The sequence below is a fragment of the Paenibacillus allorhizosphaerae genome (assembly GCF_042659105.1).
Taxonomy (GTDB): Bacteria; Bacillota; Bacilli; order Paenibacillales; family NBRC-103111; genus Paenibacillus_G; species Paenibacillus_G allorhizosphaerae.
This window is the reverse complement of record NZ_JBHSRV010000021.1, coordinates 33,892-58,360: the sequence shown is the minus strand read 5'-3', so window position 1 is coordinate 58,360 and position 24,469 is coordinate 33,892. Positions and strand designations below refer to the sequence as shown.

Here is a 24,469-nt window from a genome sequence, read left to right as displayed (position 1 = left end):
CCCTATTCGATATCCACGCCTTTCCGCTGCATGGCCATATTCCGATAATGCCGCAGCAGCCGTTCGGTGAGCGGTCCGACGGAGCCGTTTCCGATCGAATGACTTATCCCTTGCTCGTCATACAGTCGCGTGACGGGAACCATTTCCTGGATCGAGTTGGTCACGAATATTTCTTCCGCCGCAAGCAGCTCTTCCCAGGTATACAAACCTTCCCGAACCCGTACTCCGAGCAGTTCTGCTTGCTCCATGACAAATCGGCGCGTTATGCCGGGCAGCAATCCGGTTTCGACGGAAGGCGTCAGAAGTAAGCCTTCTCGGACAAAAAACAGGTTGCTGACAATCCCTTCACATACATAACCTCGCGAGTCCAAAAATAAACCTTCTGCCCCTTCCGCCCAAGGGTAGCGATTCAATTCTTTTTTCGCCAAAATGTTGTTCATGTAATGCAGCGATTTGTGACGAACCACGCCTTCCGGCGTATTGCGGCGCAGCTTCAGCCTCTGCATTGCTTTCCCAGTCGGAGCTTGGGCGGCGCCGCCGTGAGGAAGCGGTTTTACGTACAGCACCTCCGTCGGTCGCTCGTAGCTTGCAGACGGAAGCCCGAGTATGTCCGTCCCGGCCGTCACCGTATACCGGAAGTAACCGTCCGGCAGCGCGTTCGCTTCCAGGAGCATAGAGACTTCGGCCGCCAGTTTGTCAGGATCCGGCGTAAAGTCGATATCAAGTTCCCGGCATCCCTCTGTCATTCGCTTCAAGTGGGCATCCAGCAGAAAAGGCTGCCCGACGTAGGTGCGGAATGTTTCAAAAAGCCCCATCCCATAAAGAAAACCGTGGTCGTATACGGAGACCACGGCCTTCTTCTCGTCGATCATGCTGCCATTTAGCACAATGTTCACGCTTTGCCCACAACCGTTTCACGTAAAAAATTGCGCAGCATCTGGTGACCGTGGTCCGTAATGATCGATTCCGGATGGAACTGTACGCCTTCGATCGGGTAATGCTTGTGGCGAAGTCCCATAATCTCGCCCTCCGCTGTCTCGGCGCTAATCTCCAGGCAATCGGGCAGCGTTTCCCGCTTCACGATCAAGGAGTGATATCGCGTCGCTGTGAACGGTGACGGCAAGTCTTTGAATACCGTTTTGCCGTCATGGAAAATGTCCGACGTTTTGCCATGCATCAGCCTCTCGGCGCGAATCACGTCACCGCCAAAAACTTGTCCGATCGATTGATGGCCCAAGCATACGCCCAGAATCGGAATTTTGCCTTTGAAATGCTCGATCAGCGCGAGGCTGATGCCGGCCTCATTCGGCGTGCAAGGGCCTGGCGAAATGAGGATATGGTCCGGTTTGAGCGCCTCAATTCCGACGAGATCGATCTCGTCGTTGCGCCGTACTTCAATCTGTTCCCCGAGCTCTCCCAAATACTGTACGAGATTGTACGTAAACGAATCGTAATTATCAATGACCAGAATCATATGCTTCTACCTCCTGCGGCCGCACCGCTCTGTTCGCTGTATTGAATTGCCTTCCACATCGCCTTCGCTTTGTTGATCGACTCCGTGTATTCTTTTTCCGGCACGGAATCGATCACGATTCCCGCTCCGGCCTGCACATACCCGATGCCGTCCGAAACGACTAGCGTCCGAATAATAATGTTAAATTCCATATCTCCATTATAATCGATCCAACCGATGGAACCGGTGTACGGACCGCGCCGGACCGGCTCCAGCTCTTCGATGATTTCCATCGTTCTGATTTTGGGAGCGCCGGTGATCGTGCCGCCGGGGAATGTCGCGGCGATGACATCGAATGCGTCCCGGCCCTCGGCCAGTTTTCCATCGACTTGAGATACGATGTGCATCACGTGAGAGTAATATTCGATGACCATGAAATCTCTGACTCTCACGGTGCCGTAAGTTGAAATTCGTCCCAGATCGTTGCGTTCCAAATCGACAAGCATAATATGCTCCGCCCGTTCCTTCTCGTGTGCAATCAGCTCGCTGGCCAGACGCCGGTCTTCTTCCGCATTCGCTCCGCGAGGCCGCGTTCCGGCGATCGGCCGAGTTCGCACTTCGTCTTTCTCCACTTGCACAAGCAGCTCAGGCGAACCGGATACGAGCTGAAAATCGGCGAACCGCAGCAATCCCATGTACGGAGAAGGGTTCACCAGACGCAGCCATTCGTAAATGACTTCCGGCGACTCCTTCAGCGACTTATGCTGCCTGACCGAAAGATTGACCTGGAACACGTCACCGGCCCCGATGTAGCTTTGAATTTTCCGGACCGCTTCTATATATTGTTCTTTTTCAAAATCGGCGGCAATGCCTTCGATCGCATCAACGTCAATCTCCAGCCGGTCTTCGCGAATCGCTGCTTGCATTCGTTCCAGCCTACGTATCGTCAGCTCCTCTGTCCCTACAGAGACAATGCGATCCCACACGGCCTTCATTCGGTCAGCCGCCGCCGCCGCTTCCTCATACTTTGTCTTTAGCGAAGCTGGGGTTGAATCTTGCGCTATTACCGAATGAACCGCGCAGTACAATGTTTTCTCAGCGTGATCGATAATCCACAGCTCCTCTATACGCATAAACGCGTAATCGGGAACGGTCAAATCCGCCTTAGCCCGGACCGGGATGCGCTCAATGGAGCGAATAACGTCGTATCCCCAAAAACCGATGCAGCCGCCAATCCACTTCGGAGCCCCGTCTACCTTCGGCGAGCGGTAAGGCTCCATCCAACGTTTGACCAGCTGAAGCGGCTTCCCGGTCCATTGCTCCCGCTCTACGCCGCGATTGGTAACCACCGCTTGCTCCACAGTACCCCGGATCGTCGAAACCGGTGCCAGTCCAATGAACGTATAGCGCCCGCCTTTGCCGCTCTCCAGCACGAACGATTCCGGAGCCGACTGCCGCCAAGCTAGTTCCCATGTGAGCGGCCGATCCTCTTCGAGAGGCCAGCTTACGATATAAGGGAGCGCGGTGAATTCACCTGCCCAACGCAACCACTGCTCTAATGAGGTGAGAATCACGCTACGGCCCCCTTTCCGTTCTTCCATAGATGGAATTAGTATACTTGAAAATGCACACGATGAAAAGGAGATAGCTTCATATAACCGGAGGCTAAAAAAAAGAAAAACCCCTTCAAGTATCGAAGGGGGCGGTTGCCTGATTAGTCTTCAAACTGATAAAGCGGTGTAGAGAGATAACGTTCGCCGTTGCTTGGAACAACCGCTACGACGCGTTTGCCGGCTCCTAATTCTTTGGCCACCTTCAAAGCGGCGAAAATCGCTGCACCGGAGGAAATTCCGCCGAGGATCCCTTCCTCTTTCGCTACGCGACGGGACGTTTCGAACGCTTCATCGTTCTCTACCGGAATCACTTCATCATACACGTTCGTGTTCAAGATGTCAGGCACGAATCCTGCGCCAATGCCTTGAATTTTGTGAGGACCCGGTTGGCCTCCGGACAATACCGGAGAAGCTTTTGGCTCCACCGCGTAAATCTTGATGTTCGGGAAGTTTTCCTTCAGCACGCTGCCGGCACCTGTGATCGTTCCGCCCGTACCGATCCCTGCAACGAACGCATCGAGCTTGCCGTCGTACCCTTTAATCGCTTCGACGATTTCCGGCCCGGTCGTTTCACGGTGAATTTTCACGTTCGCCTGATTTTTGAACTGCTGCGGCATGTAGTAGCCCGGATTGGCTGCAACAATTTCTTCCGCCCGCTTAATGGCGCCCTTCATTCCTTCCGCTCCAGGCGTCAACACCAGCTCGGCCCCATATGCGCGAAGCAGATTGCGGCGTTCGATGGACATCGTTTCCGGCATAACCAGAATTGCTTTATAGCCTTTCGCCGCGGCGACCATCGCAAGCCCGATCCCCGTGTTTCCGCTGGTCGGCTCCACAATCGTATCCCCCGGTTTAATGCGGCCTTCCTGCTCGGCAACTTCGATCATGGAGATCGCAATGCGGTCTTTTACGCTGGCGCCGGGATTCTGGAACTCCAGCTTCACGTATACTTCTGCACTGCCTTCCGGAACAACCCGGTTTAATTTAACAAGCGGTGTATCCCCAATCAATTGCGTAACGCTTTGCACTAATCTGGCCATATCCGTTTTCCCTCTCCTTATTAAATAATATCCGAGTATTTTGGTAGGTATTATATTACTTATCTTATCAACACGTATCCATGTTGTCAATACGTATTTACCAATTGCATCCTATAATGACTGGAGAATCGTTACCTTCCATTTTTCACGCAGCTTTTTTATGATTTCTTTGATGGACGGCGCTTCACGGAGCGCCATTTCTTTGCGAACCTGCTCCTTGATTGCGTTGTCGCTTCCCGTTTTTAGCGCCTCTTTCCGTTCTTTCAGCTTCAGCACGACGAATGCGCCGTCCACCTCGATCGGGGCTGACGTTTGCCCTGGCTTCAGCTGCTTGGCGGACTTCATCACCGCGGCGGGAATGAACGGATCATCCTCCTCGAGCCACCCGAGATCGCCGCCGTTTTCCCGCGTTGCATCGTCGAGCGACCGTTCTTTGGCAACTTGAGCAAAATCGCTGCCTTTGGCCAAATCGTTCAGCGCCCGGTTCGCCTGATCTTTATTCGCCGTAACGATCTGCGCAAGCTTTAACTGCGCCGGCGTTTTGAATTCATCCGCATGCGCCTTGATGTACGCTTCTACCTGTTCGTCGGTAATCCGAATCCCCTGCATGGCGATTTTTTCCGACAGCAGCTTATAATATATATCTTTCTTCAGCGCTTCCGGCGTGAAGCCAAGCTGCTCCTTCATTGCTTTAAAAAATTGCTCTTCACTGTCGTATCCTTGCTGCATCCGCTTGATTTCCTGCTGGACCTCGCTATCGTCCACGCTAATCCCCTGCGCTTTGCCTTCCATGCGAATGACTTCATGATCAATGATTTGATTCAGCAGTTCCCGGCCATACTTGCTCATCAGCTGCTCTTCCAACATACGAACGGTAATGGTTTTGTCTCCTACGGTTGCTATGGGCCGCGCTCTGTCGTCCTGTTTCGTTTGATCCGGGGTCATCCCGACATTGGATTGCTTCAAGGAATTGGCTGTCAGTACGGAGGAAAGGGAGATCACAGCTATCAACAATACCGCGATAGTGCCCCATAATACCTTGACGTTTCGCATCTCCTAATCCCCTCGTACGATCACTCTCATCCTTATAACTGCCTAATAATTCCCTTTAAATCTTCCCCATTGAAACGGTACGCTTCATTGCAAAAATGGCACACCACTTCCGCCTGCCCGTCTTCTTCCAGTATATGCTCCATTTCATCCCGTCCTAATGAGATCAAGGTTTGCTCTACCCGCTCCCGAGAACATTTGCATTGAAACCGAATGTCCTCCCGGCGCTCGAGCACCTCCACATCGGGCAGAAAAGCGGTGAGAATATCTTCCAGCTTCTCCCCCCGGTCCAGCAGCGAAGTGATCGGCGGAAGCAATCCGAGCTCCTTCTCGATCTGCGCAATCTCTTCGTCGGTCAGTCCAGGCAACAGCTGGATAATAAAACCACCTGCCGTTTTGACCGTATAGTCGACATCGACGAGCACGCCCAGCGCTACTGCGGAAGGCGTCTGCTCCGACTTGGCAAAATAGTAAGTAAAATCTTCGCCGAGTTCGCCCGAAATGATCGGAACGCTTCCACGATACGGCTCCTTTAGCCCCAGATCCTTAATCACGTACATAAACCCGTCCGTACCGACCGCGCCCGCTACATCGAGCTTGCCGATCGCATTGAGCGGCAGATCGACCCCCGGATTGTCCACATAGCCGCGTACGTCCCCTTGGGCGTCGGCATCGACAACGATTTGCCCGATGGGACCGCCGCCCTTCACCTGAAGGGTAAGCTTCTCCTCACCCTTCAGCATCGCCCCCATCATGACGCCGGCCGTAGCCGTCCGTCCCAGCGCCGCCGTAGCCACAGGTGTGGTCTGGTGGCGCCTTCTCATTTCCTCGACGATGGAAGTCGTCAGCACCGCAAAGGCGCGAACTTTCCCGCCATAAGCCGTCGCGCGAATCAAATAATCCTGCATGGGAAAAGACTCCTTCTTTTGTTCTAAAAACTGGATGCCATATACCGTTAAATGTTGCGCTCATAAATCAGTTGCAAGCCTTGCAGGGTGAGCAGCGGGTTAACAAGCTGTATCGTTCGGGACTCGGCAATAATCAGTTCCGCGAGGCCGCCGGTAGCGACGACTTTCGGTTCCGAGCGGAATTCCTGGCGAATTCGTTCCACAATGCCGTCGACTTGCCCGGCAAAACCGTAGATGATGCCCGCCTGCATCGATGCGATCGTATTGCGCCCGACCACGCTCTTGGGCTTGACGAGCTCAATGCGGGGCAGCTTCGCCGCGCGCTGATAGAGCGCCTCGGTGGAAATGCCGATGCCCGGGGCGACCGCTCCGCCGATATACTGCGCATTTTCATCGATGTAATCGAACGTCGTAGCGGTGCCGAAGTCGACGACAATGCACGGCGCGCCGTACAGTTCAATCGCCGCCACACTATTTACGATCCGATCCGCGCCGACTTCCCTGGGATTTTCGTAGCGGATGTTGAGCCCGGTCTTGATTCCCGGTCCAACAATGAGCGGATTCTTCTTTAAGTATTTTAAACACAAAGTCTCGAGCACAAACATCAAAGGAGGAACGACGGAAGAAATAATGACCCCTTCCACCTGATGTAATGCGATGCCCGCATGATGGAACAAATTGTACATCGTCATGCCGTATTCGTCTGCCGTCGCCGACCGGTTGGTGCTGAGCCGCCAATGGTGCAGCAGCTCTTTGCCCTCGTAAATACCAAGTACGATATTCGTGTTCCCCACGTCCACGACCAAAATCATTAACGGGCCTCCCTTTGTCCCTTTTGCTCGTTCAAATCCAGACTAATATCCAGCGACTGCACGGAATAAGTCAGCCGGCCGACCGAGATGACGTCGACCCCCGTTTCCGCAATGCCCCTCACCGTCTCCAGAGACACGCTGCCGGACGCTTCTACAATGATATGCGGCGCCTGTTGTTTCATGCGCTGTACCGCTTGCTTCATCCGGTCGGGCGTCATGTTGTCCAGCATAATAATGTCGGGCTTCGCGGCAAGCGCTTCTTCCAGCTGTTCGAAGCTCTCCACTTCCACTTCGATTTTCATCGTGTGCGGAATTTGCGAGCGGGCCGCGGCAATCGCTTTGGCGATGCCGCCGGCGCCTTTTATGTGGTTATCCTTGATCATGGCGGCATCGTACAAGCCGAACCGGTGATTATGGCCGCCCCCAACGCGAACGGCGTATTTTTCAAGCATCCGGTGCCCCGGCGTTGTTTTCCGTGTATCGACCAGACGCGTGGGGAGCCCGTCCAGCTGATCGACGAATTGCCTTGTACGGGTCGCAATGCCCGACATCCGCTGCAGCAGATTCAGTGCAAGCCGTTCTCCGAGTAAAATGCTCCGCGTGCTGCCGCTCACCTCCGCGATGACCTTTCCATAACCGACGCGTTCGCCGTCGACTGCTTTCGCTTCAAAGCAAAGCTGCGGGTCCACCAAGGCAAATACTGCTTCCGCCACGGACAGCCCGGCAACAATCCCCGTATCCTTCATATGGATGATCCCTTTGGACTGTCCGTCTAAAGGGATGGTAGTCATGGTGGTTACGTCTCCCATGCCGATATCTTCTTCCAGCCAAAGGCGCAGATTCGGTTCCAGCAGGGACCGGTTCAGCTCAAACATCGTCGATCCTTCCTTCCGTTATCCCGTTTACCCGGTTAAAGATGATATGCTTTCGCCAAGTCAAATCGTCTTTCTCCGGAAAATCTACCCGATAATGTCCGCCGCGGCTTTCCTGCCGGGCCAAAGCGGCTTGGGTCGTTAACAAAGCGCAAATCAGCAGGTTGGCAAACTCATATTCTTCTCTCTTGGATAAGTGACTGTCGTAAATGGTTATGTGCCGCCTTAGTTCCTCGTAGCCTTTCTCCAGTCCCCGGGCATCGCGCTTCAAACCTACATAGCGCAGCATCACCTTTTGCAGCTTCAGCTTCTTTTCCACGACAGGCTGGATGGCGTTGCCGTTGCGGCCAAGCTGCTCGCGGATCACCGGCGTCCGTTCCACCGGAGACAAGCCTTCAATGCGCTGGACGATCCGGCGGCCGAAGACAATCGCTTCCGACAGCGAATTACTGGCAAGCCGGTTCGCGCCGTGAACGCCCGTAGACGAAACTTCCCCGCATGCGAAAAGACGTTTGACGGAGGTTTCCCCATACAGATCGGTTTCGACCCCGCCCATCATATAATGCGCGGCAGGGGCGACCGGGATCCAATCTGACGAAAGATCAAGCCCATAAGTGAGGCAAAACTCGTATATTGTGGGGAACCGGTGTTTGGTGGCCTCTTCCGATTCATGCGTAAAATCGATATAGACGAATGTCGATTTGGTCGTTTCCATTTCATTCACAATCGCTCGCGCTACGACATCCCTCGGAGCGAGCTCCAGCTGCGGGTGATATTTCTCCATGAAGCGTTCCCCGTTAATATTTCGCAGAACCGCGCCTTCTCCGCGAACCGCTTCAGAGATGAGAAACCGAGGCGCGCCCGGATAACATAGCGATGTCGGATGGAATTGAATGAATTCGACATCGCGTATATTCGCTCCGGCACGGTAAGCGATCGATATGCCGTCCGCGGTAGCGATTTCCGGATTCGTCGTATAACGGTACAGCTGTCCTGCGCCGCCGCTGCAAAGGATTGTCGCGTTGGCGCGCACGAATATTTTGTGTCCGTCCGGCTTCTGTACCAGGGCACCGAAACACTCGCCGTCTTCCGTAATCAGATCGATCACGAAATGATCGTCCCATACTTCGATATTCTCATCTTGCTTCGTTTTTTCCGATAACGCCCGGACAATTTCCGCCCCGGTCGCATCGCCCTGCGCGTGCAAGATACGTCGCTGGCTGTGAGCACCTTCTTTGGTCAGAGCATAATGTCCGTCTTCCATGTCGAATTCCGTACCCATACGAATCAAATCGTTGACACCGGCCGGCCCTTCGTGGACAAGCACATCGACAGCGTCGGAAGAACAGAGCCCCGCGCCTGCAATGAGCGTATCCTGCCGATGGTAATCCGGCGAATCCTCATCGGAAATAACAGCGGCAATCCCGCCCTGGGCGTAACGCGTATTGCTGTCGAGCAGCGACTTCTTGGTCACCATGAGCACCTTGTGGTTCTCCGCCGCCTTCAATGCGGTAAAAAGACCGGCGATGCCGGCACCGATCACGATGACGTCGGTATGTACTTGCGGCAAGCTTTGCAGATCCAAATCGACTAAATAACGAGGAATCATAAGTCCCACCTATCCTTACAAGAAGAGAAGTAGCGCATGCTACTTGACCTGCAGCATGCGCTCCAAGGATGCTCTGGCTTTGTCGGCAACATGAGGCGGTACGTATATCTGAGGGCCGTTCGTCTCCAGGCATTTGACTACTTTTTTCAAATTGTTCACTTTCATATTCGGACAAACCAAATATTTCGTGGCAAAGTGGAACTTTTTATTCGGGCTGTCCAGCCGCAGCTGATACCCTGTTCCGTCTTCCGTGCCTACGATGAACTCCTGACAATCCGATTCGCGGCAGTATTTGATGATCGCTGTCGTGCTGCCGACAAAATCACCCATCTTGACCACTTCGGGACGGCATTCCGGATGAACGACGAACTGGGCATTCGGGTACTGCGCCTTCATTTCCTCTACATCTTTTACGGTCAACATGTCGTGGGTGTTGCAGTATCCTTCCCAGATGATCATCTTTTTATCGGTAAACTTGGATACGTAGTCGCCCAAATTTTTATCCGGCACCCATATGATTTCATCCGAGTCGACCGACTCGATGACTTTGATCGCATTCGCGGATGTACAGCAAATGTCCGTCTCGGACTTCACGTCCGCCGATGTATTAATGTAAGCGACCACTTTGGCGTTCGGGTGCTGCTTCTTCAAAGCACGCAGACCGTCGACGTTCACCATATCCGCCATAGGACAACCGGCACGCTCATCCGGGATCAGTACGGTTTTGTTAGGGGCCAATATTTTAGCGCTTTCTCCCATAAAATGAACGCCGCAAAAGACGATGACATCCGCATCGGTGGAAGCCGCCTTTTGTGCGAGCAGGAACGAATCCCCGCGGAAATCGGCTACTTCTTGAATTTCATCCCTTTGATAATAATGAGCAAGAATAATAGCGTTTCGTTCCTTCTTCAGCTGAGCAATTCGCTCTTTCAGTTCTCTGTTCTGCTCGGCCTTGCGTTCCAACGCTAATGCTTCCATGGTACACCATCCTTTTTCTAAACACCTGGTAGTTAGTGAAAACCTTCACAAATAGCTTAAAGGTTTGCACCTTATCGCTTGCAGATTTACACCTAATTTACACAACGATCCCTGTTGTGTCAATGATTAAATAACCATGAAAACTTCCGATAAACGCCGATTTCAATGCGGTAAGAAGCTTCCTGCTCGCCTTAGGTGTAGTTTCTCGCCAAACCCTCGTTTTTACCCAGACCAAGGATAACCGGATTCCCCGTCCTCCCGACTGTACCCGATTGTTAAGATCATATGAAGCGTACATAGCGCAAGCGATATATTTCCTTGTGACCAAACAAAAAACCGGTGCTTGCCGCACCGGTTTGTTTGTTGTTATTTCTCGTCTTTATTGTCATCCGTACCTTCTTTATCGAAATCCAGCTTATTGTCGCCGGATTCCTGATGTTGGCTTTGGATGTTCACTTTCACGTCGTCGTTCTTATGCGTAGGTTCCTGGATCGCACCCAGTTTGCCGCTTTCGATCAATTCCCGGATCTGCTCTTTCTCGAGCGTCTCTTTCTCGATCAACGTTTCGGCAATGAGTCGAACCTGGTCGGCATATTTCGTTAACGTTTCTTTGGCGCGATCATAGCATTCGCGAATAATGCTCTGCATTTCCTGATCGATCTCATAGGCAATGGCGTCGCTGTAGTTCTGCTCATGCCCGATATCGCGGCCGAGGAATACTTGGCCTTGCGTCGTACCGAATTGCATCGGACCGAGCTTGTCGCTCATCCCGAACTCGGTAATCATGCGGCGGACAATGCCGGTCGCGCGTTGGAAGTCGCTGTATGCGCCCGTTCCAACCTCACCGATGAACAGCTCCTCGGAAACGCGGCCCGCAAGCAAGCCCGTTACCTTATCCAGAAGCTCGGACTTCGTCTGCATCATGCGGTCTTCGCCTTCTTTAGGGAGCATCATCACATATCCGCCTGCGCGTCCGCGCGGGATGATCGTCACTTTGTGCACCATCTCGGCGTTCTCGACATGGACGCCTACGATCGTATGACCTGCTTCGTGGAAAGCAACCATTCGCTTCTCACGCTCGCTGATCACACGGCTTTTCTTCTGCGTTCCGACGATGACGCGATCGAACGCTTCGTCGATCTCGTCCATCGATATATCTTTGCGGTTGCGGCGCGCCGCGATCAATGCCGCTTCGTTCAACAAATTCTCAAGATCGGCTCCCGTAAAGCCTGTCGTATAACGGGACAACTGCTCGAGCTTTACATCTTTGGCAAGCGGCTTGTTGCGCGCGTGCACTTTAAGTACCGCTTCGCGTCCTTTCACATCCGGACGATCTACCGTGATTTGACGGTCGAAACGACCTGGACGGAGAAGCGCCGGGTCCAGGATGTCCGGTCGGTTCGTTGCGGCGACGATAATAATGCCCTCGTTCGCGCCGAAGCCGTCCATCTCGACAAGAAGCTGATTAAGCGTCTGCTCGCGCTCGTCGTGACCGCCGCCTAGACCGGCACCGCGCTGACGGCCTACCGCATCAATCTCATCTATAAATATGATACACGGTGCATTTTTCTTAGCATTCTCGAACAAATCGCGTACACGCGATGCCCCGACCCCAACGAACATTTCCACGAAATCGGAACCGCTGATACTGAAGAACGGAACACCGGCTTCACCGGCAACCGCACGGGCGAGCAATGTTTTACCTGTACCCGGAGGCCCTACGAGAAGCACCCCTTTTGGAATTCGGGCGCCAACGGCCGAAAATTTCCGGGGATCTTTCAAGAATTCAACAACCTCGACAAGCTCCTGCTTCTCTTCGTCAGCGCCGGCGACGTCCTCGAACGTAACCCGCTTCTTCTCTTCATTGTAAAGCCGCGCCCGGCTTTTCCCGAAATTCATTACTTTCCCGCCGCCACCTTGGGCTTGGTTCAGCAAAAAGAAGAACAGGATGAAGATGATCACGAACGGAATAATGGAGGTAAGGAAGCTGATCCAAACGTTGTCCCCTTCCATCTTCTCAATGTTCACGTTTGGTACTTCGCTCGTCTGAATCATCTTGAATATTTCGTCGCTGTAAGGTGCACGGGTCTCAAAATTTTTCTTGTCCGCGGCAGGCGCGTTTTTGTATTTCCCCCGAACCAAATACGTTTGAGCGTCATATTTCACAATGATGGATTCGACATTTTTCTGTGCTAACGCTTGTTGAAGCTTATCGTAGCTTATGACATCTTTCTGATCATTTTGCGTGCTGATAAAATGTACGATACCGACGGTGACCAAAAAAATGAGCAGATAAAAGCCCGTATTGCGAATAATTCGATTCATCCCCTACCTCCTCTCAAAAAACGGCAACATTGTATATTGTACCACAGCAAGTCTCGGCATCTCAAGAAATGCTAATGGGAGTACACTTCTGGCTTCAAGATCCCTACATAAGGCAAGTTCCGGTACTTCTCCGCATAGTCTAACCCATAGCCGACCACAAATGCATCGGGTATGACAAATCCTTTGTAGTCCGCATCCAAATCGACGGTGCGGCGCCCCGGTTTATCGAATAGGGCTGCAATCGTGATCGATTGCGCATTGCGGCGTTCCAGCACGTCGATCAAGTAGCTGAGCGTCAGCCCGCTGTCGATGATGTCCTCGACGATCAGGACATGCCTGCCCTCAACGGAAATGTCCAGATCCTTGATGATTTTAACGACACCCGACGACTTGGTCGTGGCTCCGTAGCTGGATACGGCCATAAAGTCAATTTCCAGCGGGACGTCAATCTGCTTGACAAGGTCGCCCATAAAAATAAAGGCTCCTTTCAATACGCAGATCACGAGTGGATTACGCCCCTCGAAATCCCGACTGATCGCAGCGCCCATCTCCTTTACTTTGTCTTGAATTTGTTGTTCCGAGTAGAGTATTTCTTGTACGTCGTTTTGCAAGAGAGATCCTCCCACTTTTCAGTTAAAATTGGTTGTATTATGATTATCTTGACATGCTGAAAAGAGGACTCTCCGGCATGTGAAGCTTCATATGTAGATAGTGTACCGTCTTGGCGCCGCATCCGGCATGAGCCGAGCGTCTGACGCCGGGAAGCCAAAGCACCGTTCCCTTCGCATCTTCCACTATCGGTATGCGCTCCCTAAGCAGCGGAGGGATCTTTGCGTCGATGTACATATCTTTTACTTTTTTTGTTCCGTTTAGTCCGTACGGCTTCATGCGGTCCCCCGGCTTGCGGCTGCGAACCGACAACGGAAAATCAAGCTCATCGGCATCAAACCAAGCCTCGTAAGGAGCAGCGCCCCGCGCAGGAGAAATTTCGCCATCCAGCCACCGAAACTCCAGCATGACGCCGGTCTCCGGAATGACGATCGTTTCGCTCCCCCGCTCTACAGCATACGCATAAGCCACTGGCTGTAAAACCATAGTATGAACAGCAATTCGATCATATTCCCTGACGATCGTAATGTTTTGTCCGATCTCTCTCCGGAAATTCGAAGGCTCCTTCGCCGCAATCGCGAGCCTGGCTCCTTCAACAGTCACAAAATCAATGCCGTCCGGGTCAGAGGCAAGATAATTTAATATTAGTTTAATCAAACGCCTTTGTAAAGCAACATGTACCCCTGCGAACGATTTTGCGGACCAGGTGTAGATTCCGCCATCCCGCTTCACCATTTGCTTGAAAATTTCGCTAGTTTCCCGCTCCATATAATCGTTTTCCGCGGCCGCCATTTCCGTAAGGTGAAGCAGCGAGGAGGACAGCTGTTCATTATACTGTCTCAAAAACGGAAGCGCTACGTTGCGCATCTGGTTGCGAAAATATTTGTTCTCCAAATTGCTGCTGTCCGTGCAATAGGGCAGGCGGTGCCGATGGCAGTAATCAACCAGGTCTGATTTGTATATACGAAGCAATGGGCGAATAAGTTCCAACCCATTTTTTACCATCCGCCGCATCGGCATGCCGGCTAGTCCGGAAGGCCCCGTTCCGCGGATAAACCGCATCAGCGCGGTCTCCGCCTGATCGTCGGCGTGATGCGCCAGTGCGATACGGCTGGCACTCGAACGCTCCGCAACTTCCGTCAAAAATGCATAGCGCAGCTCCCTGGCGGCAACTTGCGCATTTTTGCCGGTTTCCCGTATGTGCCGCGGCACATCGATATCCACGCTCTCGCAAGGCAGCCGCAGCTCTTGCGCTAACCCCACCACAATTGCAGCCTCCCGTTCGGATTCCTCGCCGCGGAAGCCGTGATTGACGTGGGCAACGGTGAGCCTCCACCTATAGCGCCCGGACAGCGCAAAAAGGAGATGCAGCAGCGCGACGGAATCGGGCCCTCCTGATACCGCGACAACGACGCCGTCCCCTGGCGAAATCAAATGTTCCGTGCGGATTAACCGTTCTACGCGAGCCGTCAACTCTCCTGCAGATTCCATCCCCATAAACCTCTTCCTTTGGTTGAAAGCAACTTACGGCCAAAACATATAGACCGTAGCTCCGAATAACAGCAGCGAAGCGGCAAAGCATAATTTGATCCAGTTGCCGCTTACCGGTTTTTTACGCACGGGTCGCTTGGCGAGGCTGCGCGCCCGCCAATCGGCTAACGCTTGCTTCGAGCCGGCGTATTGGCCCAACAGCGCTTTGCGCAGCACCGGCGCCGCAGGCGCAAGCAGTTCGTTATCCCGCAGCATCTCGATCAGCGTATCGACGTTGCGGTTCTGCGGAAGAATCGTCTTGAAGCCTTGAAGCCGCCGCTGCCGGTCCGTCACGCTAAGGAGCAATACAGCGAAGGAGAACAAATCGTAAGCCTCATCCGCGGTGCGCGTACCCGCATTCCAGAATCCCCGGTCATACACTTCCGTAAACTGCTTAATCGAGCGACCCTTCGCGGTCAGTCCGCCGAAATCGATCAGCTCTGTATCGCCATAGCCGCTTATAATCATATTCTCGGCTTTCAAATCGCCGAACACGAAGCCGCCGGCGTGAAGCTCAGTCAGCTTGCGCAACAGCTGCAGTCCAACCAGATGCACCCAGTCCCGGCCGTTATCTGCAAGAAAATCCGTTAACGATTTGCCTCGTATGTATCTCATGACATAAAAAGGATAGTCTTTCCCTTTATATACAAAGTCGTCGGAATCGACCATAAACTGCTGAAACGCGCTCGAAGAACGGGACAACGCTTTAAGCGCGTTCACTTCCGATTGATGATCATGCGGATCAAAACCGGATTTCAGCGCAAAGTGCAGTTTGCCTTTGCGAACAAGATAGACCCTGCCGTTCGCTCCCTCGCCAAGAAGCCTTTCTATGCGGTATTGGCCGTTATTCCACTTCCCCTGAATCAGGGTTCCTGCCGGAAAAGCAGGCTCAAACGACGTAGTCACTCCATATCCCATCCCTACCTGCGTTTGCACGGTTGTGTATTTCGCGGCCCTCCCGATGCAGCGTATCCGCTTCGATCTCATCGGCATCTCCGGCTATAAACCGAATCACTTTCAGCAAAGCCGGACCGGTTGGTGTCGTTCCCTTCATGTTTAATTTATAAAACAACCGGTTTAAATTTGCAAGGTCTCGCGTCCAATCCAGATCCATCTCCACCTCCTGATCCCCTGAAACATTTCCGGGGAAATGAAAAACGGACAGCAAGCTCTCGCCGGCACGGGACTGCAAACTGAGCTGCAAATCATATATGGCGTCCTTGACGGCGTTTAGCTTAGGCTTCATGCTGGCGCTGGCGTCGATTAGAAGCGCCACTTTGAGCGCTGTCGTCTCCGTCAACTCATCGATAACGCGCACAACGTCGGACCGCTGTTCCGGGGGAAGCGCTTCAAGCTTCGAATGCCCGAGTATCGTTCTTAATTCTTCACTTACCACCTGCTGAATCGTCTGAATCACCGTTTTGCGCGTCATCATTTGTACGGTTTGGGACAGCTGCGCAGGCTGCACCATCCGGCTCATGCCGCCTCCGGCTTTGGCAATCTCCTGGATTTCTTCCGCGCCCTGCTCCCCTATGCCACCGCCGTCCAATACGCCGATGACGTGCACGACGATCCCTTCCGCTTTGGCATGGGCAGCCGCCACTACCGGACTGATCCCCACGTTCGAGCAGCCGTCGGTAATGAGAATAATTTGTTTCATTGGCTTCCTGCCTCCCTTCTATCTATCTTCTAGTTTTTCCATTTGAAATATTTCTAAACTTAAGGAGGCAGTATTGTAGCTTGGCGCGTTCGAACAGAAGGCTTGCCAATGGCATTCAGCGGCCTGCAGTCAAAGGCGCAGCCTCTTAGGGGGAAGCTACTCGTACGAGTGAATCTGAGAGGACAGCACAAAAAAGCGGCATCCGTCTCGGATCGCCGCTTTATATCGCTTTTTCCTGAATAACGCTCATTTGAAGCCGCCTCTGCCGCCGGTTAGCTGACTGTCTTCGGCCGTTCGATCCGCTGCAAGCCCGGCCAGCGGAACGTCGCCCACTCGGGTTGGAACTTCTCGACGCGCGCGACAACGACCGTCATATCGTCGAAGATTTCGCCGTGATGATATCGTACGACCCGCTCCAGCAGCACATCGGCAAAATCCTGCGGCGTCTCCGCATCGATTTCGCTGATCATCCGCTTTATCCATATTTCTTTGTTGACCGCATGGCCCGGAGCGTCATAAATGCCGTCGGTGATCATAATGAGCGTATCGCCGTGCTGCAGCGGGATGCTGACCAGATCGACATCAATATCGTGCACAATGCCAACCGGCAAGTTGTTGGCCGTCACCGGGAATACCTCATTGCCGCGCTTGATAAAGCTTGGCGTCGACCCGATCTTCATGAACGTCGTCTGGGCGCTGTACAGATCGATCAATGCCACATCGACCGTCGCGTATATTTCGTCGGAGGAACGCAGCATCAGAATCGAATTCACCGACTTGATCGCCAGCTTCTCGTCCATTCCCGACTGCAGCAGCTGCTGCAAGATGGTGAGCGCCGTGCTGCTCTCCGCCCGCGCCCGCTCGCCGTTGCCCATGCCGTCGCTAAGCGCAACAGCGAATTTGCCGTTGCCGAGCTCCGTTGTGCTGAAGCTGTCGCCGGACAGCAAATCGCCGCCCTTCGCCGCACCCGCTACGCCCGTCTCCACTTCGTATTCCTTGGCGGAGCCGAACAGCACCGTGCTGTAGCCTTCTTTCCGTTCCAACGCCTGCTCGTTCTTCACAGCGATATGCTCACCCAAAATTTCAGAGAGCAGCGGCGCAATAATTTTACGGCATTCGTCAAACCCTTTCGTATACTGATGAATAATTTCGATTTCTACATTCCCTTCGTCAAGGCTGATCACGTCAATGCTGTGAATGGAAAGTCCCAGCTCTTCGAGCGCGCTGCGGATTTGCTCCTCCTGCATGAACATCTCCTGTCCTTCGCGTTTGATCTCTTTGGCCAAATCCTCCATCACCTGCGAAACGCCCGACAGCTGCTCCGCCACGAGCTGCCTGCTGTCGATGATCTGCTTCTTCCAATGCTGATCGTTCTTATATAAATCGTACTGCTGCTTCATGACGCCAAGCACCTGATCCGGCTTAACGCACGCTTTCTTCCATTCCGGCAGCAAATCCTTCTTCGTCATATTTTCCCGCAGCTCCACTTCGGTCATCATATCGGTCATGTATTTATACGTTTGGTAAAACTTTTCGTCCCAGCATTGCTGCCTTTTCCAGCATGAGGCGCATGATTTCTCCGCAACCGAGTTCATGAAATGACCGACCTCTTCTTCGCGCCGCATCGGCTGCGCTTCGGCCGTAATTTGCTTGAAGCTGCGGGATAGCTGCCGGAACACCTCCGAAAACTGCTCAACCCGGCCAGCTGTCACGTCGCGCACCCGCTTCGCATAGTCATGCTGCGACTTCAAATTTTCCTGCGTCCCAGGAACGTATTTGGCAAGCGTCTGTATGACGCCTCTCGGCGTAAGGAGGAACAGCAGGACGGCGGCAACGGATTCCCACGTCGAGTTGAGTACTTCCGACTGGTTGCCCAAATACACGGACAATATCGACGTCCCGAGCAGCATGCCGATCGATACGGCCATTTTATTGCCTTCTTTGAGCAGGCCGGCGAGCATGCCGGCAAACGCGAGAAGGCTCATTTGATAAATGGCGCTTGAGTTCGCCAAACTTAGAATGAGTCCGGTAATGACGCCAACCGATGCCCCAAGGGGCGCACCGCCGACAAGCGCGAACAGTAAAATCAAATAGCGCGACAGCACATGCTCGAGCGTAACGGGGCCGATCAGCCAGCCTACGGTTCCCGTCATGACCGAAGCGAGCAATATAATGAGACAAATGACTTCCTCGTTTTTGAGAACGTAATTTTTGCGAGATAGCGTGAACACCGGAATCGCTTGTAAAAAGATGTGCGTCAAAATGAGACTGAGCATGGACTCCACGCCGGTCATCATGAATGTATACCAGCTCAGCTGGGCATCGGCCAGATGCGAGAACAACTGCACAAGAAAGGTGGAAGCAAACACGATCACCGGCGCATACGAAATATCGGACCGTTCAAAGCGTTCCACGCCTTTTTGAATAAGAATGAACACAAGCATCTCTACGACCAAATATCCCGTGTGCGTCGGATCCATCGAGAAGAGACTCCCTGCCGCCAAAAAAGCGCCCGACCAATACAGCAATTCCCTTCGCAAAAAGTACATGACTGCAAAAAAAGCGACCGCGAACGGAGCGAGCTGGTCAAGTATCATCGCCCGACCGAGCAGAAAAGCCATAAAGAGCAGCAAAATGGACCACTTCTTGGCGACGAGCGTCTGCACGAGCCGGTTTTTCACAAATGCATTGCCCGCTGCCTGCTTTGCACGAAGCATCCATCCAGACCAAACCGTTTCCACCTGATTAAAAGTTTGCCATTTTTGCATATTCTCATTACACCACCCATAAGCTATTAGTGGTACTTAGTATAATGGGTGTCTACCGGAAAGTTTGTCATAATGAGTTGGTAGATTCAAAGTTTTTTCCGACAAAAAGGTTGTCCTTCGCGAATTGTGAGGAAGAGTACGCATCAAAAGTATTGTAAGCGCTTGCAAATATAAATCGTCGAACAGTTTTAGAACGCACGTTCGAAAGACTGCCGAACTGAACGCGGCTGAATACGTTACAACGTGTCGATTCGCGGGGACTGACCCGTTCATCCGACAAAACCAGTGGCCGCAACGAGCGCGTTTGACTCGTAAAAACAACAAAAAATAAGCTTAGTCCGGGAAAGTGACACCGGGCTAAGCTTATTTTCATCGTGCCGCCGCATATTGTCGCCGTCAGGTTCCGGCCTGCCGCTTTCGAATAAACGTCTGCATATCGGTCATGCCATACAAGGAAATACTGCTGAAGGCGATGGTTTTGCCTTCGGACTGCTTCCGCAATATGTCGTCCAACCGCTTAAGGGAGCCGGCGGATTGTTCGCCCAGATCCTTGTTGGCAAAATAGCCGAGCGACACATGCGGCCGATAATCCGCCGAAGCCGTTGCAATTCCGAACCGCTCCTGAAAATCGGCGTTCAGCTCACTGCGCAGCCGCTCCACTTCCTTCAGTCTGGCCGCCGACTCCGGATCGGCCGCCTTCACATTAACGACCAGCGCGCTGTTGCCGCGGTTCTCCAAAGCGTCATATACGAATCGGATGTCGCCGTCCGAATCGATCCGGATCGCTTCGCCGCTAGCCCGTTGCACGAACGGGCTGTCGACTAGAAGACTTTCCGGCAGCGCCGAAACAAAACGCTCCGCATCCCGGCTGTGCGCCGTCGAAATCTTCTTCACATTCGATACGTTCAGCCCGTCCCAAACCGTTACATGATACGAATGGAATGGCAGGGGGCAAAGCAGGTAAGATGCTAGCAGCTGTTCCAACTCCCCAGACTGCTCCCAGAACGTTCGATATAACGACAAGGCCGGTTCATCCGGGGAGCAAGCCATTGCTTCCAGCTTTCCTTCCGTATCTGCTGCCGCTACGCTTTGCCCCGGATTATCGAACAGCAAGGAAAAACCGTGAAAAGGCGCCCATACGGGCGTAAGGCCAGCCACTTTCCGATTGGTGATGGCGATCATGATGAAATATTTCCTCCTTCAATCTACAACAACCATTGTGTAGGATCGGGTAATATCGCTATTTTTTCATTTGCGTTTCGATATTTTTGTTGATCGTTTCCTCGGCATCTCTCAGGGAGGAGTTCAAGTCTTTCCCCTTCGTCACGACGTTTTTCAATTCGTTCTGTAGTGCCGTCATCGCCGCAGAATCGTAAATCGAAGGTATGTAAGGGTTAGCAAGCTTGGTTTTGAAGATGGCTCCAACATTGCGCCCTTTCATGAAAGCCATCCCTTCTCCATATACTTTTTGAAACTTGCCGTCTTTCAAAATGCTGATTCTGCCTTGTCTTGCCATCTCAAGTTGAACTTCATCAGAGAGCACGGTCGACATGAGCCGGAACGCATCTTCTTTATGTTTGCTTACTTTGCTGAGCACCATCAAATGCTCGTCGGGTCCCGGACCGACGCCAGGCGCCTCAGGCCACACCGGGAAAGAGACCATATCCCACTGCAAATCGGGGAGCTCGTTTAATTTGGCGTCAAACAATATATTGATTTCGGCCAGCATCGCCAGCGTCCTGTCCTTTGCGAATTGATCGTCCGCCTTGCTCTTATACTTGATATCCTTGTTGCCCGGGATCTCATAGATAGACGCCAGTTGGCCGAGTACTTTCTTCCAAGCATCCGTATTGACCGCTGCACGGTTGTTCTTATCGACAAAAGAAAGCGACAACTGAGATCCTAATCGTTCCGGCACATTCGGCTCCAGCCCCCGATACTGCACCCCGCCGTCGCTGCGCGTAACCTTCTTGGCCAGCTCCGTTACTTGCTCCCACGTCATATCGTCCTTCGGGTAGGGAACGGCGAAACGGTCAAAAATGTCTTTGTTATAATAAAGTACGGCAAAATTGCGGGTATACGGCAGCGCCACGAGATCCTCACGGTTCGTCGCCGCTTTGACCGCTGCGAGCGCTTCCGGCTCAATGCGCGAAAGATCGAACCCTTGCTTTTGCATCAAACCTTGTAAGGAATCCAGCAAATCCAGATCGCGAAGCTGCGGCATCCCGTTCACATTGTTCGTAATGATAATATCCGGCGTTTGTCCCGATACGACTAGCTCGTTGATGGAATTATTCGTGTATACGACTCGTTCCGCCGTAATCCATGGATACTTGGCCTTTACCGGCTTAGCAATATATTTGTCGAATTCCTCCTCACTTAAATAGCCGGTCGATTTAATGCCTACCGTAATGTTCACCGGCTCGTGCTTTTCATCGACGGACTGAACCGCCGCATTGTCTTTGCCTTTGCTGCATCCGCCAAGCAGTGCGATCAGCGCCATGGCTGCCGCCCCTGTCCTTAACATGCCGCTTGGCATGAGGCGTCTGTTTTTTTCTTGATACCCCTTCATGAAACCTCACCCTTTCATGGAATCGATTACATTTTATGATCAATTTTTTATTATATATTATTTATTGATTATGTCAATAAAATATTCTATTGGATCTTTCTAAGAAGATGTTTTTGTAGTTTCAACGGAGCTTGTCTCTTAATCCATATGGTTGCATTCCGCAGCGCTTTCGCGATGCACACAAAAAAAATCACCCGTGAGAATGCACGGATGATGGATGATTTACTCTTTCATGTTTCCCGAACAATAAGCCGATGCGGCAAAAAGAGACGCTTGTCCGCTGTCTCCGGTTTGTTCCGCAGCTTCTGGAGCAGCAGTCCCACCGATGAAAAACCAAGGTCGTACATCGGCTGCGCCACGGTCGACAACGCCGGATTCATCACCTCGGAAAGGAACGTCCCGTCAAAACTGATTAAGCCTACATGGCCGGGTAGACGAATTTCCCCTTCCTTGATTCCTTTCAATATGTATGAGGCCAGCATGTCCGAATTCGCGATGATTCCTTCGATGGACTTCTCTTTGTCGGCGATGCTGTTTACGACCTCAATGACTTGCTCATAGTTGCTCTTCGCTTTGGCGACAAGGTTGGCATTGAACGCAATGCCCGCTTCCTGCAGCGCTTCCCGATACCCGCTCATTCGGCCGAGCAGCGAGCTCGATTCTCTTGTCCCCGTAATGTAGCCAATACTCCGGTATCCCCTTCCAAGCAATTCACACGTTGCGTCGTATCCGGCTTGACGGTTATTGATGCTGACGCTCTGAATATCCAGATCGTCGTAGTATTCGTTGCACAGTACGACGGGATGCTGCTTCGCCAATTGCCGCAGCGCCTCTTTCGGCATGTTCGAAGAGACAAGGATTAGGCCGTCCGCCAAATTCGTATTGAGCAAATTCACGTACGTGCTCAACTGCAGCTTATCGAACTCCGTTGTCCCGATGATCACGTTATAACCGCTTTGCGAAATCGCCGCCTGCGCTCCTCTGGCTATTCCGGCAAAAAACGGATTGGCCATCGTAGGAAGCACCATAACGATCGTCTTGCTGGACTGCTTCCGCAAGTTTTTGGCCATCAGGTTAGGCTTGTAGTTCAGCTCGCGAATGATTTGCAGCACTTTGTTCCTTGTTTCCGGCTTGACCGCGGGATCTTTGTTCAACACTCTCGACACGGTAGCGGAGGAAACCCCCGCTCGTTTCGCTACTTCTTTTACCGAACTCATCGTCGCTCTTCCTTTTGCTTATATAATGACAATGCGCCTGTCCGTCAACTTGCTCCGCCAACAATAAAATGACCCTGGCAGCTTCAATTCGAGCCGCAGGGTCGGATGGGTGTGCTTATAGCGGCAGAGGGGATCGAACCCCCGACCTTACGGGTATGAACCGTACGCTCTAGCCAGCTGAGCTATGCCGCCGCGATAAGCATGAGTATATAACAGTCGCCGGGCCGTTGTCAACAAGCAGCCCAACCGTTCGCTTTTGAAGCAGTCCGCAGCAAAATTAAAACCGTATAAGCCGCAAGGCCATACGGTTGCCGATGAATATATTAGTCACGACGAGCGCCGCGTCCGCCTCTCTTGCCTTCGGTGTTCTTCTTCAAGGAAGAAATGCGGTCTTCGCTGTCTTTCAAGAAACGTGCCATCTTGTCTTCGAACGTAAGACGGTTTGGTTGGGGAGGTCTTCCACCGCCACGGCCACCACGGTCGCCTCGGCCAAATCCGCCGCGGTCTCCGCCGCCGCCCTGGCGTTCAAAACGAGCGGGCCTTGTTGGGGGCGCGTCCACCGGTTTATCTACCGCTTGTTTGATCGATAACCCGATTTTGCCGTCTTTGTCGACATTAATCACTTTCACGGTGACGGTATCGTTCAGCTTCAGATGATCGTTTACATCCTTGACATAGTTGTCTGCAATCTCCGAGATATGAACCAAACCGGTCACGCCCTCGGAAAGCTCAACGAACGCGCCAAAGTGAGTAATCCCTGTCACTTTTCCTTGCAGCTTGCTGCCCACTTCGATTGACATAAAGTAAAATGTTCCTCCCTTAAATAGTTAAAAAAAGACGTGGAAAAATCGGAGCTATGCCGATTATATCGTACGAACAATATACGGTCAACAGGACTTTATAGCGCACGCTTCACTTTTTATTACTTCTGAGGTTTCGGGGTAAAAAAGAGCGTTTCTCCCGGTCTCACGTAATGAAGGTCCTTGCGAATTTTTTGCTCCACATACTCGGGGTCATTCAAACGATCAATTTCCCGCCGGGTATTGCTGTTGATTTGCTCGGCTTCCAACTGCTTTTGCTCCAGAGCGCTTACCTTCTCCTGGCGCTCAGCCAGTTTGCCTTCTTGGTTCCATAACGTAATTCCAGCCCAGCTCATAAAACCGGCAAGCACAAGAAACACCAATCGACGTCTGCGGAACGAACCCTTGTTTATCGGTTGCGTCTGGTTTGCTTTAGACACTGCCTGCATGAACTGGTTATCCTCCTACGTCCGATAAGAAAAACTCCGACCCAGAGTTCTTCCAGTAGCCAGACCGTTTTTTTGATGCAGCTTTCTTGCAAGATCGGAAAGACGAATCTGATGTTATGCGATACGCCCGGATCCCGCCAAGAAACGCTTCGGCTCGAAGCCCCTTTCGGTAAACATAGCAATCATTCCCATTTCGCAGAATCA

Annotated in this window: 21 protein-coding genes and 1 tRNA gene; all 22 read right to left on the bottom strand. The window is 52.5% G+C overall.

The features are described from left to right. Positions 1 to 2 precede the first annotated feature (2 nt). The 22 genes from pabC to ACFQI7_RS33945 all read right to left on the bottom strand — a co-directional run bounded on the left by pabC (position 3) and on the right by ACFQI7_RS33945 (position 24,265). The gene (pabC, locus tag ACFQI7_RS34050) at positions 3 to 896 is read right to left on the bottom strand and encodes an aminodeoxychorismate lyase (protein ID WP_218102600.1); all 894 of its coding nucleotides are present in this window, start codon (positions 894 to 896) and stop codon (positions 3 to 5) included. Next, complete coding sequence (gene pabA / locus ACFQI7_RS34045; protein WP_218102599.1) at positions 893 to 1,474, bottom strand: aminodeoxychorismate/anthranilate synthase component II; 582 nt, start codon at positions 1,472 to 1,474, stop codon at positions 893 to 895. The genes pabC and pabA overlap by 4 nt, the downstream gene beginning before the upstream one ends. Then, positions 1,471 to 3,054 (bottom strand): anthranilate synthase component I family protein, encoded by a 1,584-nt coding sequence (locus ACFQI7_RS34040; protein WP_377518360.1) that lies wholly within the window; start codon positions 3,052 to 3,054, stop codon positions 1,471 to 1,473. Before ACFQI7_RS34040 ends, pabA begins: the two co-directional genes overlap by 4 nt. Positions 3,055 to 3,167: 113 nt before the next feature. Next, the gene (gene cysK, locus ACFQI7_RS34035; RefSeq protein WP_218102597.1) at positions 3,168 to 4,106 is read right to left on the bottom strand and encodes a cysteine synthase A; all 939 of its coding nucleotides are present in this window, start codon (positions 4,104 to 4,106) and stop codon (positions 3,168 to 3,170) included. A gap of 111 nt (positions 4,107 to 4,217) precedes the next feature. After that, on the bottom strand, positions 4,218 to 5,159 hold the full coding sequence (locus tag ACFQI7_RS34030; protein ID WP_218102596.1) for a peptidyl-prolyl cis-trans isomerase: 942 nt from the start codon (positions 5,157 to 5,159) through the stop codon (positions 4,218 to 4,220). 32 nt (positions 5,160 to 5,191) lie between these two features. Further along, positions 5,192 to 6,064 carry an Hsp33 family molecular chaperone HslO gene (hslO, locus tag ACFQI7_RS34025; protein ID WP_218102595.1) on the bottom strand — a complete coding sequence of 291 codons (873 nt, stop codon included), beginning with the start codon at positions 6,062 to 6,064 and terminating at the stop codon, positions 5,192 to 5,194. 47 nt (positions 6,065 to 6,111) lie between these two features. Continuing rightward, on the bottom strand, positions 6,112 to 6,876 hold the full coding sequence (locus ACFQI7_RS34020) for a type III pantothenate kinase (RefSeq protein WP_218102594.1): 765 nt from the start codon (positions 6,874 to 6,876) through the stop codon (positions 6,112 to 6,114). Continuing rightward, the gene (nadC, locus tag ACFQI7_RS34015) at positions 6,876 to 7,751 is read right to left on the bottom strand and encodes a carboxylating nicotinate-nucleotide diphosphorylase (RefSeq protein ID WP_218102593.1); all 876 of its coding nucleotides are present in this window, start codon (positions 7,749 to 7,751) and stop codon (positions 6,876 to 6,878) included. Before nadC ends, ACFQI7_RS34020 begins: the two co-directional genes overlap by 1 nt. Further along, a complete protein-coding gene (gene nadB, locus ACFQI7_RS34010) occupies positions 7,744 to 9,357 on the bottom strand; it encodes an L-aspartate oxidase (protein WP_218102592.1) in 1,614 nt (537 codons plus the stop codon). Before nadB ends, nadC begins: the two co-directional genes overlap by 8 nt. Before the next feature lie 39 nt (positions 9,358 to 9,396). After that, on the bottom strand, positions 9,397 to 10,335 hold the full coding sequence (gene nadA / locus ACFQI7_RS34005; RefSeq protein WP_218102591.1) for a quinolinate synthase NadA: 939 nt from the start codon (positions 10,333 to 10,335) through the stop codon (positions 9,397 to 9,399). Between the two features lie 366 nt (positions 10,336 to 10,701). Then, positions 10,702 to 12,660 carry an ATP-dependent zinc metalloprotease FtsH gene (gene ftsH, locus ACFQI7_RS34000; RefSeq protein ID WP_218102590.1) on the bottom strand — a complete coding sequence of 653 codons (1,959 nt, stop codon included), beginning with the start codon at positions 12,658 to 12,660 and terminating at the stop codon, positions 10,702 to 10,704. A gap of 71 nt (positions 12,661 to 12,731) precedes the next feature. Next, positions 12,732 to 13,271, bottom strand: a complete 540-nt coding sequence (hpt, locus tag ACFQI7_RS33995) for a hypoxanthine phosphoribosyltransferase (RefSeq protein WP_218102589.1) — start codon at positions 13,269 to 13,271, stop codon at positions 12,732 to 12,734. A 43-nt stretch (positions 13,272 to 13,314) separates the two neighbouring features. After that, positions 13,315 to 14,766: a tRNA lysidine(34) synthetase TilS gene (gene tilS / locus ACFQI7_RS33990; RefSeq protein WP_377518356.1), complete on the bottom strand. Its 1,452-nt coding sequence runs from the start codon at positions 14,764 to 14,766 to the stop codon at positions 13,315 to 13,317. Positions 14,767 to 14,793: 27 nt separating this feature from the next. Then, positions 14,794 to 15,705 (bottom strand): protein kinase domain-containing protein, encoded by a 912-nt coding sequence (locus ACFQI7_RS33985; protein ID WP_230415612.1) that lies wholly within the window; start codon positions 15,703 to 15,705, stop codon positions 14,794 to 14,796. Next, positions 15,689 to 16,459, bottom strand: coding sequence for a vWA domain-containing protein (locus tag ACFQI7_RS33980; protein ID WP_218102585.1), 771 nt, complete (start codon positions 16,457 to 16,459; stop codon positions 15,689 to 15,691). Before ACFQI7_RS33980 ends, ACFQI7_RS33985 begins: the two co-directional genes overlap by 17 nt. A gap of 272 nt (positions 16,460 to 16,731) precedes the next feature. Next, a complete protein-coding gene (gene spoIIE / locus ACFQI7_RS33975) occupies positions 16,732 to 19,227 on the bottom strand; it encodes a stage II sporulation protein E (RefSeq protein WP_218102581.1) in 2,496 nt (831 codons plus the stop codon). Between the two features lie 396 nt (positions 19,228 to 19,623). Further along, positions 19,624 to 20,409, bottom strand: coding sequence for a hypothetical protein (locus ACFQI7_RS33970; protein WP_218102579.1), 786 nt, complete (start codon positions 20,407 to 20,409; stop codon positions 19,624 to 19,626). Positions 20,410 to 20,467: 58 nt separating this feature from the next. Further along, positions 20,468 to 21,799, bottom strand: a complete 1,332-nt coding sequence (locus ACFQI7_RS33965; protein WP_218102578.1) for an ABC transporter substrate-binding protein — start codon at positions 21,797 to 21,799, stop codon at positions 20,468 to 20,470. Between the two features lie 230 nt (positions 21,800 to 22,029). After that, complete coding sequence (locus ACFQI7_RS33960) at positions 22,030 to 23,016, bottom strand: LacI family DNA-binding transcriptional regulator (protein WP_218102571.1); 987 nt, start codon at positions 23,014 to 23,016, stop codon at positions 22,030 to 22,032. Between the two features lie 118 nt (positions 23,017 to 23,134). Beyond that, positions 23,135 to 23,208, bottom strand: a tRNA-Met gene (locus ACFQI7_RS33955). 131 nt (positions 23,209 to 23,339) lie between these two features. Beyond that, positions 23,340 to 23,816 carry a S1 domain-containing RNA-binding protein gene (locus tag ACFQI7_RS33950; protein WP_218102569.1) on the bottom strand — a complete coding sequence of 159 codons (477 nt, stop codon included), beginning with the start codon at positions 23,814 to 23,816 and terminating at the stop codon, positions 23,340 to 23,342. 122 nt (positions 23,817 to 23,938) lie between these two features. Further along, entirely contained in the window at positions 23,939 to 24,265 is a 327-nt protein-coding gene (locus ACFQI7_RS33945) for an FtsB family cell division protein (RefSeq protein ID WP_218102568.1), read from the bottom strand. Positions 24,266 to 24,469 lie beyond the last annotated feature (204 nt).